Origin of the sequence: Leifsonia sp. 563, from assembly GCF_040545055.1 — a bacterium.
GTDB lineage: Bacteria > Actinomycetota > Actinomycetes > Actinomycetales > Microbacteriaceae > Leifsonia.
The window spans coordinates 92,984-107,906 of sequence record NZ_JBEPLE010000001.1 but is presented as its reverse complement, the minus strand read 5'-3'; the positions used below and the strand labels follow the sequence as shown (position 1 = coordinate 107,906).

The window sequence follows — 14,923 nt, the reverse complement described above, 5'->3', positions numbered from 1 at the left end:
TCACGATGGCACACAGTACGCAAACCGCCGGGACGGGACTAGTTTCGCGCTATGGATCTACGCAACCTCGGAAACAGCGGAACGATCGTGTCGGAGTTCGCCCTCGGCACGATGACCTTCGGAGCGGAGGCGGACGAGCAGACCTCGCACGCCATCCTGGAGCGCTACCTCGACGCGGGCGGCAACTTCATCGACACGGCGGACGTGTACACGACAGGCGCCTCGGAGTCGATCATCGGCCGGTGGCTGGCCCGCAACCCGGGTCGCCGCGACGGGGTGGTGATCGCGACGAAGGGCCGGTTCCCGATGGGCGGCGGCCCCAACGACCTCGGCCTCTCGCGCACCCACCTCCGCACCGCGCTCGACGCCTCCCTGCGGCGGCTCGGCGTCGACCACATCGACCTGTACCAGATGCACGCGTGGGATGCGCTGACGCCGATCGAGGAGACCCTGCGGTTCCTCGACGACGCCGTCACCGCGGGCAAGATCTCGTACTACGGCTTCTCGAACTACCTCGGCTGGCAGCTGACGAAGGCGGCGCAGGTCGCCCGTGCGAACGGGTGGGCCGCGCCGGTCACCCTGCAGCCGCAGTACAGCCTGATCGTGCGGGGCATCGAGCACGAGGTGGTGCCGGCTGCTCTGGATGCGAACATCGGCCTCCTGCCGTGGTCGCCGCTCGCGGGCGGCTGGCTGAGCGGCAAGTACCGTCGTGACGAGCCGCCGACGGGCGCGACGCGCCTCGGCGAGAACCCGACCCGCGGCATGGAGGCGTGGGAGGCCCGCAACGCCGACCCGCGGACGTGGGAGATCATCGACGCGGTGGATGCGGTCGCGAGCGAGACCGGAGCATCCGCCTCGCAGGTGTCGCTGGCCTGGCTGAGCGATCGCCCGGCGGTCACATCCGTCATCCTCGGCGCCCGGACGGTCGAGCAGCTGGAGGACAACCTCGGCGCGGCCGACCTGAAGCTGACCGACGAGCAGCGGGCACGCCTCGACGAGGCGAGCACGCCGCGCACCGACATCTACCCGTACGGCGAGCAGGCGATCCAGCAGCGTCACCGGAAGCGCGAGGGCGGCCGCTGACCCGGGCCGGGGGTCCCGCCGGCCCTAGCGGCGGAGGCCGTCGAGCTCCAGGAGGAGGTCGTGGGCGGCGGCGCTGACCGCCGCCTGCGGCGCACGCAGACCGACCACGACATCCGCGGTGCCGCCGCCGGCCGCCGCCATGCGCAGCACCGCCATCCGCAGTTCGACCGTCCCGCCCGGGATGCGGTGGCCGCTGAGCGAGATCACGGTGGAGGCGAACGTGAGCGATGTCCACTCGTCGGCGGCGGCCGTGGTGTCGTCGGCGATGCCGGCGAGCCATGCCGCCAAGTCTCTCGCCTCGTCGTCGGTCAGGCAGGCGTCGGTCAGCGTCCAGCGCCGGGCGCCGTCCTCCACGACCGCGTCGACGACCACGCGGTCGCTCGCCGAGTCGTAGGCGGCCGGCCGCAGCTCGACGCTGCGGTCGCCGCCCTCGTCCTGCAGTCTCACGATGCGCTCGGCACCACCGTCAGCACGCGCTCGATGTACTCGAAGAACGCGTTCATGAAGCCGCGGAGGAACTCCTCCGTCCCTGGATCGGTGACGGTGCCGTCCTCCTCGATGAGGCCGGGGCGCATCCAGATGTAGGCCTCCGGTGCGTTCATCTGCGGCGCCTGGAGGAAGCTGAGGACGCTGCGCAGCTGCTGCTGCGCGACGGCCGTCCCGATCTGCCCGGGCGACGCCCCGATGACGGCGGTCGCCTTGCGCGCGATGACGTTCTCGCCGTAGGGGCGGCTGGCCCAGTCGATCGCGTTCTTCAGCGCGCCCGGGATGGACCTGTTGTACTCCGGCGTGATGAAGAGGAGCGCATCCTGCTCGGCGATGAGCGCCTTGAACTCGCGGGCGACCGGCGGGAAGTCGCCGTCGAAGTCGCGGTTGTAGAGGGGCAGCTCGCCGATGGGGATCTCGGTGAACACGAGGTCGGACGGAGCCAGCCGGAGCAGGGCGCGGGAGAGCGTGCGGTTGACGGAGCTCGTGGACAGGCTGCCTACGAAGTAGCCGACTTTGTACGGAGGTTGGAGTTCGTTGATCGTCGCCATGTCCGCCATGCTGCTCCCCGCGGTCGGCGGAGTGAAGCCCCCTTATGCGTCGGTCTCGTGCCGCCGGGGTGAGGAATAGGGCATCTTCCCGATGTCTGCGGGGGGCCTTAGCGAGAAGTCTGAGACTCACGAAGAAGAGGGGATCGGATCATGATGATCGAGGAGTTCGTGGACTTCCGGGTACGGGCCGGCGAGACGGCGCGCGAGGAGCGGCAGCGCGAGCAGGCGCGCCGCGCCGACGAGCGGGGCCGGTGGCTGCGGTCGGAGCGCCGGGGGCGCACGAGTGCGCGGTCGGCGGCCGTCGGCGCGGCTGCGGTCGTGCCGGTGCCGGCGCCCGCGGCGGAGGGCCTGAGCGAGGAGCGCAGGGAGCTGGCCGACGTCGCCCGCTGAGGGCGGCGCCGGGCGGCTGTCTGCCGTCCGCAGACCCACGTTCGCGGTGGCCACGGATGTCGGTGGTCGGTGGCACGATGATGTCATGCGAGCACCGGCGTCGAGCCCCACATTGATCGGACGGGAGTCCGATCTGGTGGCGCTGCGCGACGCGCTCCGCGACGCTCAGGAGGGGGAGCCGCAGGCCGTCGTGATCGGCGGCGAGGCGGGCATCGGCAAGACCCGGCTGCTGGAGGAGTTCCTGTCGGCCCAGGAGTCGACGGCCACCGTGCTGCTCGGCCGTTGCGTCGATCTGGGCGACGACGCCGCGCCATACGCGCCATTCGCCGCCGTGCTGCGCCGCCTCATCCAGACGGTCGGGCTCGAGCGTGTGCTCGATGCGACGGGCTCAGGGGCTGGGGTGCTGTCGGCTCTGCTGCCCGAACTCGCCGACGAGTCGGCGGTGCCTCCGCGCACCGGCGCCGAGCGGCTCTACGAGCTCGTGACGGTGTTGCTGGAGAAGATCTCCGGCGATCGGCCCGTCATCCTGGCGATCGAAGACGTGCAGTGGGCCGACCGCTCGACGCTCGAGCTGCTCCGGTTCATCGTGCGGATGGCCGAGGGAGGGCGCCTCCTGGTCGTCCTCACCTACCGCAGCGACGAGGTGCCGCGCGGCCACGTCCTGCGGTCATGGCTGCCGGAGCTGGAGCGCACCCGGCGCGTGACGCGCTGGGAGCTCTCCCGCCTGGGCCCGGAGCAGGTCGCCGAGCTGGTGGCGGAGCTTCTCGGGCGCATGCCCGACGATCCCTCCCTCGCCCGGGTCACCGAGCTGAGCGAGGGCGTGCCGTTCTTCGTCGAGGAGCTGGTGTGCATCGACGGCCTGCAGTCCGGCGACGACCTCCCCGAGACCCTCCGCGAGCTGGTGCTCGCCCGGTTCGAGAGGCTGAGCGACCCGGCGCAGCGCCTGCTGCGCGTGCTGGCGGCGGGCGGTGTCTGCGTCACGCACGAACTGCTCGCGGCCGTCTTCGAGGGCACACCCGACGAGCTGGATGCGGGAGCCCGCGAGGCCGTGGTTGCCAATCTGCTCTCCGCCGACTCCACCGAGTACGCGTTCCGTCACGCGCTGGTCCGCGAGGCCATCCACGCCGACCTCCTGCCGGGGGAGCGCACGCGCTTCCACGCCCGGTACGCCGAGGCGCTCGAGCAGAGTCCGCAGCGGTCGGCGGTGCAGCTCTCGTCGCACTGGCTCGCGGCGCACGATGTGCGGCGCGCCTTCCTCGCCTCCCTGGAGGCGATGGAGGAGGCCAAGCGCTCCTACGCGTACGCCACCGCCGCGGCCATGGGCGACCGTGTGCTCGAGCTCTGGGATCGCATCCCGGACGCCGAGACCCTGAGTGGGCGCGACCGCGCGTCGGTGATCGCCCGCACGGCATCGGCCCTCCGCAACGCCGGCAACAACGAGCGGGCGCTCGCGCTGGTGGAGTCCGCGTTGGCCGAAGCCGACGACCTGGCGCCGTCCCGCCGGGCACGGCTGCTGCGCGACAAGGGCCAGTACCTTGCGAACCTCAACCGCCCGGGCAGCGCGGAGCTCCTGGAGGAGGCGCTCGCCCTCGTGCCGCCGGAGGCGGTCTCGCCGGGCGACCCCCTGCGGCCGCATCTGCTGACGGAGCTCGCGGCGCAGCGGATGCTCGCCGGGCTCTTCGACATCGCGATCGAGACGGCACGTGCCGCGATCGCGGAGGCCGAGGCGGCGGCCCCCTCGATGCGTTCCGTCGCCCACAACATCCTCGCGGCGTCGCTCGTCGAGTGCGGTCGCATCGACGAGGGGTTCGCCGAGTTCGAGATCGCCGGACGCCTCGCGGTCGGTGACGCGGGGGCCACGCTGCGCTATGCCGTCAACGCGTCGGACGCCCTGAACTCGGTCGGCCAGTACGCCGAGGCGGTCCGGTTGGCGGAGTCCGGGGTCGCGCAGGCGCGCGAGCGCGGGGTCGAGCGCACCTCCGGAGTCTGGCTCGCGGCCAACACGGCCGAGCCGCTGATCGCGCTCGGACAGTACGAGCGGGCGGAGGAGATGCTGCGCATCGCCCTCGGGTTCGACGACCGCACGGGCGTGACCGCCCAGCTGCAGCGAGCGCGTCTCTGGGTGTGGCACGGCGAGCCGCAGCGGGCGGAGGCGCTGCTCCGACGGTTGCGGACACCCCTCCGCGCACTCGCCGAGCTGGAGCAGCAGACCCGGCTGTCGCTGGCGCGCGTGTCCGCCGAGGTGGCGATCGCGCTCGGCGACTACGACCGCGCGTGGGCCGAGACGCGGGGGATCGGGTCACTGCCGTTCCGCTCGCTCCCGGGGTACGACCTGCCGGTGCTGGCGTCCGCATCGCGGGCGCTCGCCGAGCTCGCGGTCCGGGGCGACGGCATCCCTGGCTCGACTGCCGGTGCGGCCGGCGACGACGACGGTGCGCTGGATGTCCTGGCAGAGGCCGCGCGCCTGGAGGCCACCCTCGACCGCCTGCGTTCCTGGCCGACGGCGACGGCGTGGGCACCGCTGGTCGAGGCCGAACTCGCGACCGCGCGGGCCGCGGTCTCGGACACCGCGGACCGCGCCGGGCGGTACGCCGACGCCCTCGCCGCCTGGGAACGCGCGATCGTCGCCGCGGAAGACGCGGTGGCGCCCGCTCACCTGCGGCCGTACGCTCTACTGCGCGGCGCACGGGTCGCCCTCGCCGCCGGGGAGCGTTCGCGGGCCGACGCGCTCGTCGCCGAGGGTCGTCAGGCGGCAGCCGGTCACGGCATCCCGCTGCTCGTCCACGTCGCCGACGCTCTCGCCGAGCACCCCGTCGGTCGCCCCGCCGCCGTCGCGACCGCGCACGGCCAGCCGCTGACCGAGCGTGAGGAACAGGTACTCGCCCTCATCGAGCAGGGCCTCAGCAACAAACAGATCGGCGAACGCCTCTACATCAGCGCCAAGACCGCGAGCGTGCACGTGTCGAGCATCCTGCGCAAGACCGGAGCGTCCAGCCGCACCGAGGCCGTCTATCTGGCCTCGAAGCCGTTGCCCTGAGCGGGTGCGCCGACCGATCAGCTCTCGACGGCGACCGCGCACCGGATGCACAGCTCGGCGGTCGGACGCGCCCGCAGGCGGTCCACGCCGATCGGCTGCCCGCAGCGTGCGCACACGCCGTAGGTGCCCATCCGCAGCCGCTCCAGCGCCGCATCCACCGCGACGATGTCGTGTGCGGCATCCGACCGCAACGCCTGCAACCGGCTCCACTCCGACGACAGCGTCGGGCCCTCCGGATCGTGCTCGTCGTCGGCGGTCGACTCCGACCGCGACGCGAGCAGCACACCCAGCGACTCCGCCATGCGCTGCGACTCGGCGAGGTCGCCGCGCCGCCGCTCGCGCAGCAGTGCGCCCAGCTCGTTCCGCTCCTCGGCGGTGAGGACGTCCTCGTCCGACACCAGCCGCAATTCGGCGGTCACCGGCTCGTCGGCCCGTGCCCGCTCATCCATCTGCGCATCCTGCACCAGCGCACCCCTTCCGATCCCCCGATCGTGCTTCTGACCGAGTCAGGGTACGCCTGCTCGATCGATTCCGCCTCCGCGACGCGCGTAGGCTCAGCGGGTGCCCTCCTTCCGCGTGATCGTCGCCGTCGGCCGTCTTCGCCCGGGAGTGGACCCGCGCTCCGTGGAACCGGCCGCCGCAGACGCCGCCCGCGAGCTCGCCGTCGTCGAGGCGTCGAGCGTGGATGTCGTGGCCGGCGAGGCGCGCATCACCGTCCGGTTCACCGAGGACTCCCCGCAGTCCGCCCTCCGGGTCGCCGAGCACACCGTCGCCGGCCTCCGCTCGGTCGCGGAGACCGGTCCGTGGCGGCTCACCGAACGCGTCGGAGGCCGCTGGTTCCGTCGGGCCTGAGCCTGACCGCCGGTGCGCCGGTCAGGCTGCGGCCGGCAGTGACTCCTCGATCAGCCCGAGGATGGCCGGGTCGTCCGGCTCGGTCTGCGGGCGGAAGCGGTGCACGGCGCCGTCGGGAGTGATCACGAACTTCTCGAAGTTCCACTTCACCCGCCCGGCCTTGCCCTCCGCATCGGGCGACTTGGTGAGCTCCTGGTACAGCGGGTGGGCGTTGCGCCCGTTCAGCCGCACCTTCTCCATCATCGGGAACGTGACGCCCCAGGTGGTGGAGCAGTACTCCTTGATGGCGTCGGTGGAGCTCAGCTCCTGGAGGAACTGATTGCTGGGGAACCCGACGACGGTGAACCCGCGGTCGCCGTAGGTCTCCTGCAGCTTCTCGAGCTTCTCGTACTGCGGAGCGAGCCCGCAGCGAGAGGCGACGTTGACGACGAGGACGACTTTCCCGGCGAATGCCGCGAGGGAGGTCTGCTCGCCGTCGATGGTGTGGAAGGGGATGTCCATCACGGTCATGATCGCAGCGTATGGCCCGTGCCTTCGAACCTGCTCTGAGTCTGCGATTCGGCGCGCCGCATCCAGCGCCACCGCATCCTCAGCACTCGATGACGTTGACCGCCAGGCCGCCCTCGCTGGTCTCCTTGTACTTGGTCGACATGTCGAGACCGGTCTGCCGCATGGTCTCGATCACGGTGTCGAGCGACACGAGGTGCGAGCCGTCGCCGTGCAGGGCGAGGCGGGCGGCCGACACGGCCGTCGAGGAGGCGATCGCATTGCGCTCGATGCACGGGATCTGGACGAGGCCGCCGACCGGGTCGCACGTGAGGCCGAGGTGGTGCTCCATCGCGATCTCGGCGGCGTTCTCCACCTGGCGCGGGGTTCCGCCGAGCACCGCGCAGAGGGCCCCGGCCGCCATGGCGCACGCCGATCCGACTTCCGCCTGGCAGCCTCCCTCGGCTCCCGAGATGGAGGCGTTGGCCTTGAACAGCGAGCCGATCGCCGTCGCGGTGAGCAGGTACTGCCGGATGCCCTCGGCGGAGGCGCCGGGCACGAACCGCAGGTAGTAGTGGGCGACGGCCGGGACGATGCCGGCCGCGCCGTTCGTCGGCGCGGTGACCACCCGGCCGCCCGACGCGTTCTCCTCGTTGACCGCGAGCGCGAACGCGTGCAGCCACTCGAGAGCGGTGGCGCGGCCCGGGTCGTCCTGGACGGACTCCAGGTGCTGGCGCATCTTCGCGGCGCGGCGCCAGACGCCCAGGCCGCCGGGCAGCGTCCCGTCGCCGGAGAGTCCGCGGGCGACGCACTCGGCCATGGCCTCCCAGATGAGGTCGAGGCGTTCGCGCGTGGCGTCCTCCCCGTGCAGTGCGACCTCGTTGCGGCGGGCGACCTCGCAGATCGGGATCGACTCCCGGTCGCAGATCGCGATCAGCTCCTCGGCGGTGTCGTAGGGGAGCGGATGCGCCTTGCGTGCCGCGAGATCGGCCTCCTCGCCGTCGCGGCGGATGAATCCGCCGCCGATGGAGTAGTAGGTCTCCTCCAGCAGGGGGAGCGGCGACCGCTCTCCGTTCTCGTCGCGGCCCCAGGCGCGGAGCGTCAGAGCGTTGGGGTGGCCGGGAAGGCGCGTACGCGGTTCGAAGGCGATGTCGTCCTTCGACAGCGGGATGCTGCGGCGGCCGGCGAGCTGGAGCGTCGCGCCGGGCGTGAGATCCGCCCAGGCGCCGCGGACGTCTTCCGGGCGGCAGGTCTCGGGCTGCAGCCCGCGGAGTCCGGCGATGACCGCGTCCGGTGTCCCGTGGCCGATGCCGGTGGAGCCGAGCGAGCCGTACAGGGCGCAGGTGACCTGGTCGACGCGGTCGAGCATCCCTGCATCGTCGAGCCGGGAGGCGAACGCGGCGGCCGCTCGGAGGGGTCCGACGGTGTGCGAACTCGACGGGCCGATGCCGATCGAGAACAGGTCGAAGGCCGAGACGTACGCTGTCACTTCTCCAGTCTATGTCGCCCTACGCGTCACTTTCCGGCGTCCCCGCGCGCATCCGCGCACGATCCGTGCGCGAGCCGGGGCGACCGCGCGCCGTGGTCGATCGCGCCGCGGCTCACGATTTGCCCCAAATCGCGGTTTTCGGGCGGCGTTAACCGAGATTTGGCGCAAATCGCGGTTTTCGAGCGGTCAGAAGCGAGATTTGGCGCAAATCGTGGCTGACGGGAGGCCAGAACGGCCAGGGCGGCGGGGGCGCGGAAGCGGCCGCCGCATCCCTCCGCAGGATGCGACGGCCGCCGTTCACGGGACCGGCTGGGCGATCAGGCCTTCCGCATGTAGGCGCGGACCGTCAGCGGGGCGAACACCGCGACGATCACGGCGGCGCCCGCGAGGGCGATCCAGCCGTCGGCGCCGAAGGTGCCGCTGTTGGCGAGGTCGCGGACCGCGGTGACCAGGTGCGACACCGGGTTGATGTTCACGAACCACTCCAGCCACGCCGGCAGGGTGCTCGGCGACACGAAGGCGTTCGAGAAGAACGTCAGCGGGAACAGGATGAGGAAGGAGATGCCCTGCACCGATCCCGCCGTCCGGGCGATCACGCCGAAGAAGGCGAAGATCCAGCTGATCGCCCAGGCGCAGACGACCACGAGCAGTCCGCCGAGCGCGGCGAAGCCGAAGCCGGCGCCGGGCCGGTAGCCCATGGCGAATCCGACGAGGAAGGTGATCGTCGTCGCGATCGCATAGCGCAGGGTGTCGGCGAGCAGCGCGCCGGAGAGCGGCGCGATCCGGGCGATCGGCAGCGACTTGACGCGGTCGAACACGCCCTTGTCCATGTCCTCGCGCAGCTGGACGCCGGTCACGACGGAAGCCGTGATGACGGTCTGGACGAGGATGCCGGGGATCAGCTGAGGGAGGTACGCATCCACGCTGCCGGCGATGGCGCCGCCGAACAGCCACGCGAACATGACGGTGAAGATGACCGGCTGCAGCGTCACGTCGAACAGCTGCTCCGGCGTGCGCCGCACCTTCAGCAGGCCGCGGCGAGCCATCGTCAGCGTGTGCGCGAGAGTCTGGCGGACGCTGACGTGGTTCTTGAGGTTCCGCTCGGACGGCGGGGTGATCGTGGTGATGGCGGTCATGCGTGCACCTCTTCTTCTTCGGACTCCTCGTCCGTCTTCTCGTCGGCGTTCTCATCGGTGACGCCGTGACCGGTGAGGGTGAGGAACACCTCGTCGAGCGTGGGCTTCTGCACGGACATCTCCTGCAGGTGGATGCCAGCCTCGCGGAAGGTAACGAAGAGGTCGGTGACGGCGTCCGCGTCTCTCATGGGCGCGGTGATGCGCGAGCCTTCGGGCGAGACGACCGCGTCCACACCGAGCACCGTCTGGATGGCGCGGCGCGCGTCCTCGATGTCGGCCGGGTCGGCCAGGCGCAGCTGCAGCGAGGACTCGCCGACCGACGCCTTGAGCTCGTCGGCGGTGCCCTCGGCGACGACGCGCCCGCGGTCGATGACCGCGATCCGGTCCGCCAGCTGGTCCGCCTCGTCGAGGTACTGCGTGGTGAGCAGCACCGTCGACCCGGTGGAGACCAGGCGCCGGATGGTGTCCCACATCTGCGCCCGGGTCCGGGGGTCGAGGCCGGTGGTGGGCTCGTCGAGGAAGATCAGCGGCGGCTGGGCGATCAGGCTGGCGGCGAGGTCGAGCCTTCGGCGCATGCCGCCGGAGAACTTCTTCAGCGGGCGCTTGGCGGCGTCCGTCAGCCCGAACTCCTCGAGCAGCTCCGCGGTCTTGGCCCGGGCCTCTCGGCCGGACAGTCCGAGGAGGCGGGAGAAGATCATCAGGTTCTCGTTGGCCGACAGGGTCTCGTCGACCGAGGCGAACTGCGCGGTGACGCCGATCAGCTGGCGGACGACCTGCTGCTCCTTGCGGATGTCGTGGCCGAAGATGAAGGCCTCGCCGGCATCCGGCTTCAGCAGGGTGGCGAGCATGGAGATGGTGGTGGTCTTGCCGGCCCCGTTCGGGCCGAGGACGCCGTAGACGGCGCCGGCGCGAACGGTGAGGTCGACGCCGTCGACCGCGCGGTTGTCGCCGAAGACCTTGACGAGCCCGTGGGCCTCGACGGCCCACTCGGAGCTTCGAGTCATGGTGTTCCTTTCCTGGTTGGAATGGTGATGCTCCGATAGTGCGCGGGCGCGCTTACATCGCCCTCACGTGCCGCTTACAGCGCGGGCGAGGGGATGTAAGAGCGCGTGAGCGCGTGTCAGGATGCGGTGCGCGCGGGGCTGAGGTCAGGCCGCATGGCGTGCGGACGCGAGGAGTCCCTGACTGTCGATGCCCGCCAGAGCGAGGGCGCGCGGCACGGTGCCGAGCTCGAGGCTGAAGAGGGCGGCGAGCAGGTCGAGCTCGCCCGACCGCTGCCGTCGGTTGGCGGCGGCGACCCGGTGGGCGCGGACGAGTGCCTCTCGGGCGGAGGCGCCCCAGCGGGGGCGGACGACGCGCGGCGACGCCGACAGGCGTTCGGCGGGCGGCGGGGTGACACCGGCGACGCGCAGGCTGGCGGCCCGCTCGTCGGCCAGCGCTGCGTCGAGGCCCTTCGGGTCGAGGCCGGCGGCGGCGAGGACGGTGCGCACCGGCTCACTTCCCTCGCGGGACAGCGCGAGCAGCAGGTGCTCGGCTTCGACGGTGGACGAGCTGCGCTGCTGCGCCTCGGCGACCGAGCGGATGATCACCGGACGCAACGCGCGCGACAGCGGCTGGCCGGGCACGTTCTGGGTGGAGCCGGGAGCGATCTCAGACATTGCGTCTCCTCAATTCGACGCCGGCCGCGGCGACACGGCGCAGGTGCTTCTTGTGGACCGCCTGCCGCGTGATGCCGAGAGCGTCGGCGATCTGGGTCCAGCTCCAGCCTTCGCGGAGCGCGCGCTCGACCTCGGCGTCTTCGAGACGATCGGCGAGTTCACGGAGGGCGACCACCGCGGCGAGGCCGTCGGCGACGCCTCCGACCGGGTCGGGAAACGGTGCTTTCGGAGTCATGGAAGCAACTATAGTTGCTTATCCGATTTTGTCAACCAAAGTTGCTCATCCACGACGGGATGGGTCGCAACACGCCGTTATGGCGCGCGCATAACGGCGTGTTGCGACCCACGGAGGGCGTGGGAGGGGGCGGACGGGACGAGAGGGAAGGATGCGGGGCCGGGTCAGGGGCGCACGTCGGAGAGCAGCGCCAGCCCGCGCACGACGGCCTCGGCGGGCGGGACGGCCGCCACGGACGCGGCGGCGGCCTGCAGGCGCGCGCGCCCCCACGTCTCCGCGATCCGGTCCGCGAGAGCGTCCTGGTGCAGGCTCGCGACGTCCTGCCGGGCGTTCGCCCGGCCGGAGAGTGCGAACAGCGTCAGCCCCGCATCCACCCAGCCGTCGGGATGCCGCTCGGCCGTTCGCGGGTCGAGCATCCACACGGCGAATCCGGACAGACCGGACCCGGTGACCGGCCGGTCGAGCGACGGCGGGTTGAGGCGGGAGGTGACCAGGATGCGCGTGCGAAGTGCCGCGGCGGCCGCATCCGTCTCCGCGGCGTCGACAACGGTCGGGTCCGCGGCGAGCACGCGCAGCCGCACGACCAGCGCCGCCGCCCCCAGCACGATCGTCCACGGGTTCAGGATGCGCTCGCCGGTGGTGGGCGCGCCGCCGAACGCGCCGAGCGCCTCGTCGTAGAGCCGCAATGCCTCGGGCAGGTCGCCTTCCGCCACCGCGATCTCGGCCATCCCGGCGTAGCCGATCGCGTAGTAGTCGGCGTAGTCGAAGCCTGTGCGGTCGATCTCGACGGCGAGGTACCGCTCCAGCAAGGTGCGGCCGCGGGCGGTCTCGCCGTTCGCGATGGCGTTCATCGCGATCAGCCAGTCGAGCTGGCGGAGGTCGCCGTCGGCCTGCAGCTGCGACATCTGGTCGTGGGCGCGCTGTGCCCACTCCAGGGCCTCGGCGGGATGCGCGAGCTGGCTGTGGCACTGCGCAATGGCCTGGGCGGCGGACGCCAGCGACCAGGCGTCCCCGGCGGCCTGGGCAGCCTCCCACCCGCGCGTTGCGCGCTCGAGCGCCTGATCCAGCTCGCCGGAGTTCTCGTGCAGCTGCGCGAGCAGCAGGTTGCCGATGGCCGCGCGCTCGGGATCGTCCGAGTCGGCGTAGGTGCGCAGCAGATCCAGGCCGGTGTCGGCCCGGCCGGCGTGCAGGACGAGGGCGGCGAGCGCATCCAGCCGGGAGTCGGCGAACGGCCGGCGGCGACGGAGCCTGCGCAGCCGAGAGATCGCCCGGGCGGAGGTGCGCAGGTCGACGAACAGGAAGGTGCCGCCCACGATGGTGTAGGTCGCGGCGACCGCCTCCCGGAGCTCGCCCTCCGGCTCCCACCCGTGCAGCAGGTCCATGATCGCCGAGCCGAAGCCGAGCACCTCCGAGTGCGCACTGCGGAGCGACCAGTAGTAGGCGAGCGTGGCGAAGACCACCGCGGCGGTGTCGCGCCGTCGGCCGTCGATCGCCGAACGCAGCACGGTGACGAGGTTGTCCTGCTCCGCGGTCACGCGCTGGAAGGTCGGCACCTGCTGCGGGCCGTGCATCCGTGACAGCGTCTCGCGGCAGAACGCCACGGCCCACGCGTCCATCCCGACGAGCACGGCGTCCTCCTCGCGGGCGCCGACCAGCTCGTGGTCGCCGAATTCGCGGACGGTCTCCAGCATCCGGTAGCGGAGGAGTCCGGTGCTGCGGTCCTCGGTCACGGTCACCAGCGACTGCGCGACGAGGGCGTCCAGATCGTCCAGCACGGTCACGGCGCCGGAGCCGGCGACGGCCTCCGCGGCCTCGGCACTGAAGCCGTCGGGGAAGCGCGACAGCCGCCGCAGCAGCGCCTGCTCTGACGTGCTGAGGAGGTTCCAGCTCCACTCGATGACGGCGAACAGGGTGCGGTGCCGCTCCGGGGCGGTGCGCTCGCCGCCGGTGAGCAGGGCGAAACGGTTGCCGAGACGCCGCTCGATCTCATCCACCGACAGCGATCGGGTGCGCGCGGCGGCGAGCTCGATGGCGAGCGGGAGGCCGTCGAGCCGGTCGCAGAGCCGGGCGACGACGTCGAGGGGCAGCACGGCTCCGGGTCGTGCGGCGCGGGCGCGCTCGACGAACAGGGCGACGGCCGGGCCGTAGGCGTCGGCGGCGGACGAGCCGGATGCGCCCCGGGCACCCGACGTGTGCGCCGCGTCCCCGTCGGTGCTCTTGAGCGAGTCGAGCGGATACACGCGCTCGGCGCCGATCGCGAGCGGAGCGCGGCTGGTGGCGAGCACGCGAACGTTGGTGGTGGAGTCGAGGATGTCCTGCACGTACGCTGCCGCCGCATCCACGATGTGCTCGCAGTTGTCGACGATGAGCAGGGTCTCGCGTTCGGAGAGCAGGCCGAGGATGCGCGAGCGTAGGTCGAGCTGCGAGCCGGGGTCGGCCGCCCGCGTCGCACGGGCCTCGCGGATGCCGAGGGTCGACGCGAACGCGAGCTCCACATCCTCGCCCGACCGGACGCTCGCCAGCTCGACCACGATGACGGCGGGGGTGTGCACGGCGCGATTGCCCACCTCCTGCGCCAGACGGGTCTTGCCGAGGCCGCCGGCGCCGAGGACGGTCGTCAGCCGGGAAGTGGCGATGAGGTCTTCGACCGCTTGAAGGTCGTACTCGCGGCCGACCAGTGCGTTCGGCGCCGTGCGAAGGCCGATCCGGACGCGGCGCGGAGTGCTGGGTCGCTCGTCCTCGTCGGCGGCGAGCAGCTCGGCGTTGAGGGCGACGAGTTCGGGGCCGGGGCGGGTGCCGAGCCGGTCGAGCAGCGCCTCCTTCAGCTCGGCGAACGCCAGCAGCGCCTCGCTGCGCCGGCCCGCGTCGGCGAGGGCGCGCAGCTGCTCCAGCCGCAGGGCCTCGTCGAGCGGGCGGCTCTCGAGAAGTGGGCGCAGGTCGTCGAGGGCGGAGGTCGGATCGCCGGCCGCACGCCGGGCGCGGGCGCGCAGGAGCAGCAGCTCGTCGCGGAGGGAGGCGGCGGTGCGCTGCAGTTCGTCGGCGAGCGGCGAGCTGCCCAGCTCGGCGCCCGGTTCGCCACGCCACAGCCGGAGCGCGCGCGTCGTCTCGGCGATCGCGGAGGCGGTATCGCCCGAGCGCAGGGCGGCGGTGGCACGGTCGAGGCAGTGACGGGCGAGCCCGAGGTCGGTCTGCTCGGGGGCGACGGCGAGCGTGTAGCCGTTCGGAGTCGACTCCAGCAGACCGTCGGCGCTGGTCGTCCGCACGCGCGAGACGAGGGTCTGCAGGGCGGCGCGCTCCTGCCGGGGCGGGGCGTCATCCCAGAGGTCCTCGACGAGGGACGGGACCGTCGCGACGCCGCGAGCGAGCACCAGGGCCACGATCAGGCTCTTGCCGAGCACACCGGCGGGCTCCGCCAGCGCGCCGGCGCGGTCCTCCACCAGCACCGGGCCGAGCACGGCGACGCGAGGGGGCGGGGGCGCGGACTGCACCCGCCGATCTTAGCCAGTGCGGACGACGCTCG

General features: G+C 72.2%; 14 protein-coding genes. 4 read left to right on the top strand and 10 right to left on the bottom strand.

Features of this window, described 5'->3' with window-relative positions:
• Nucleotides 1-51 precede the first annotated feature (51 nt).
• The gene (locus ABIC47_RS00490) at nucleotides 52-1,083 is read left to right on the top strand and encodes an aldo/keto reductase (RefSeq protein WP_354476326.1); all 1,032 of its coding nucleotides are present in this window, start codon (nucleotides 52-54) and stop codon (nucleotides 1,081-1,083) included.
• 24 nt (nucleotides 1,084-1,107) lie between these two features.
• On the opposite strand, the gene ABIC47_RS00485 is transcribed toward ABIC47_RS00490, so the two are convergent.
• Nucleotides 1,108-1,530 (bottom strand): WapI family immunity protein, encoded by a 423-nt coding sequence (locus ABIC47_RS00485; RefSeq protein WP_354476324.1) that lies wholly within the window; start codon nucleotides 1,528-1,530, stop codon nucleotides 1,108-1,110.
• Nucleotides 1,527-2,129 (bottom strand): NADPH-dependent FMN reductase, encoded by a 603-nt coding sequence (locus ABIC47_RS00480; protein ID WP_018191655.1) that lies wholly within the window; start codon nucleotides 2,127-2,129, stop codon nucleotides 1,527-1,529. Before ABIC47_RS00480 ends, ABIC47_RS00485 begins: the two co-directional genes overlap by 4 nt.
• A gap of 141 nt (nucleotides 2,130-2,270) precedes the next feature.
• On the opposite strand from ABIC47_RS00480, the gene ABIC47_RS00475 reads away from it, so the two are divergent.
• Both ABIC47_RS00475 and ABIC47_RS00470 read left to right on the top strand, forming a co-directional pair.
• Nucleotides 2,271-2,510, top strand: coding sequence for a hypothetical protein (locus ABIC47_RS00475; protein WP_354476321.1), 240 nt, complete (start codon nucleotides 2,271-2,273; stop codon nucleotides 2,508-2,510).
• A gap of 85 nt (nucleotides 2,511-2,595) precedes the next feature.
• Nucleotides 2,596-5,547 carry a helix-turn-helix transcriptional regulator gene (locus tag ABIC47_RS00470; RefSeq protein ID WP_354476319.1) on the top strand — a complete coding sequence of 984 codons (2,952 nt, stop codon included), beginning with the start codon at nucleotides 2,596-2,598 and terminating at the stop codon, nucleotides 5,545-5,547.
• Nucleotides 5,548-5,564: 17 nt separating this feature from the next.
• On the opposite strand, the gene ABIC47_RS00465 is transcribed toward ABIC47_RS00470, so the two are convergent.
• The gene (locus tag ABIC47_RS00465; RefSeq protein ID WP_018191652.1) at nucleotides 5,565-5,996 is read right to left on the bottom strand and encodes a TraR/DksA family transcriptional regulator; all 432 of its coding nucleotides are present in this window, start codon (nucleotides 5,994-5,996) and stop codon (nucleotides 5,565-5,567) included.
• A 112-nt stretch (nucleotides 5,997-6,108) separates the two neighbouring features.
• Between ABIC47_RS00465 and ABIC47_RS00460 the strand changes: the two genes are divergently transcribed.
• Complete coding sequence (locus ABIC47_RS00460) at nucleotides 6,109-6,399, top strand: hypothetical protein (protein ID WP_354476317.1); 291 nt, start codon at nucleotides 6,109-6,111, stop codon at nucleotides 6,397-6,399.
• A 21-nt stretch (nucleotides 6,400-6,420) separates the two neighbouring features.
• On the opposite strand, the gene ABIC47_RS00455 is transcribed toward ABIC47_RS00460, so the two are convergent.
• The 7 genes from ABIC47_RS00455 to ABIC47_RS00425 form a co-directional block, all read right to left on the bottom strand.
• On the bottom strand, nucleotides 6,421-6,909 hold the full coding sequence (locus ABIC47_RS00455; RefSeq protein ID WP_020077153.1) for a glutathione peroxidase: 489 nt from the start codon (nucleotides 6,907-6,909) through the stop codon (nucleotides 6,421-6,423).
• Between the two features lie 79 nt (nucleotides 6,910-6,988).
• Nucleotides 6,989-8,374, bottom strand: coding sequence for an L-serine ammonia-lyase (locus tag ABIC47_RS00450; protein WP_354476315.1), 1,386 nt, complete (start codon nucleotides 8,372-8,374; stop codon nucleotides 6,989-6,991).
• A gap of 317 nt (nucleotides 8,375-8,691) precedes the next feature.
• Nucleotides 8,692-9,510, bottom strand: coding sequence for an ABC transporter permease (locus tag ABIC47_RS00445; RefSeq protein WP_354476313.1), 819 nt, complete (start codon nucleotides 9,508-9,510; stop codon nucleotides 8,692-8,694).
• Nucleotides 9,507-10,514, bottom strand: a complete 1,008-nt coding sequence (locus ABIC47_RS00440; RefSeq protein WP_354476311.1) for an ATP-binding cassette domain-containing protein — start codon at nucleotides 10,512-10,514, stop codon at nucleotides 9,507-9,509. The genes ABIC47_RS00445 and ABIC47_RS00440 overlap by 4 nt, the downstream gene beginning before the upstream one ends.
• A 144-nt stretch (nucleotides 10,515-10,658) precedes the next feature.
• Entirely contained in the window at nucleotides 10,659-11,168 is a 510-nt protein-coding gene (locus ABIC47_RS00435) for a Clp protease N-terminal domain-containing protein (RefSeq protein ID WP_354476309.1), read from the bottom strand.
• The gene (locus ABIC47_RS00430; protein ID WP_018191645.1) at nucleotides 11,161-11,403 is read right to left on the bottom strand and encodes a helix-turn-helix domain-containing protein; all 243 of its coding nucleotides are present in this window, start codon (nucleotides 11,401-11,403) and stop codon (nucleotides 11,161-11,163) included. Before ABIC47_RS00430 ends, ABIC47_RS00435 begins: the two co-directional genes overlap by 8 nt.
• Before the next feature lie 164 nt (nucleotides 11,404-11,567).
• Nucleotides 11,568-14,891 (bottom strand): ATP-binding protein, encoded by a 3,324-nt coding sequence (locus tag ABIC47_RS00425; RefSeq protein ID WP_354476307.1) that lies wholly within the window; start codon nucleotides 14,889-14,891, stop codon nucleotides 11,568-11,570.
• Nucleotides 14,892-14,923: the final 32 nt, after the last annotated feature.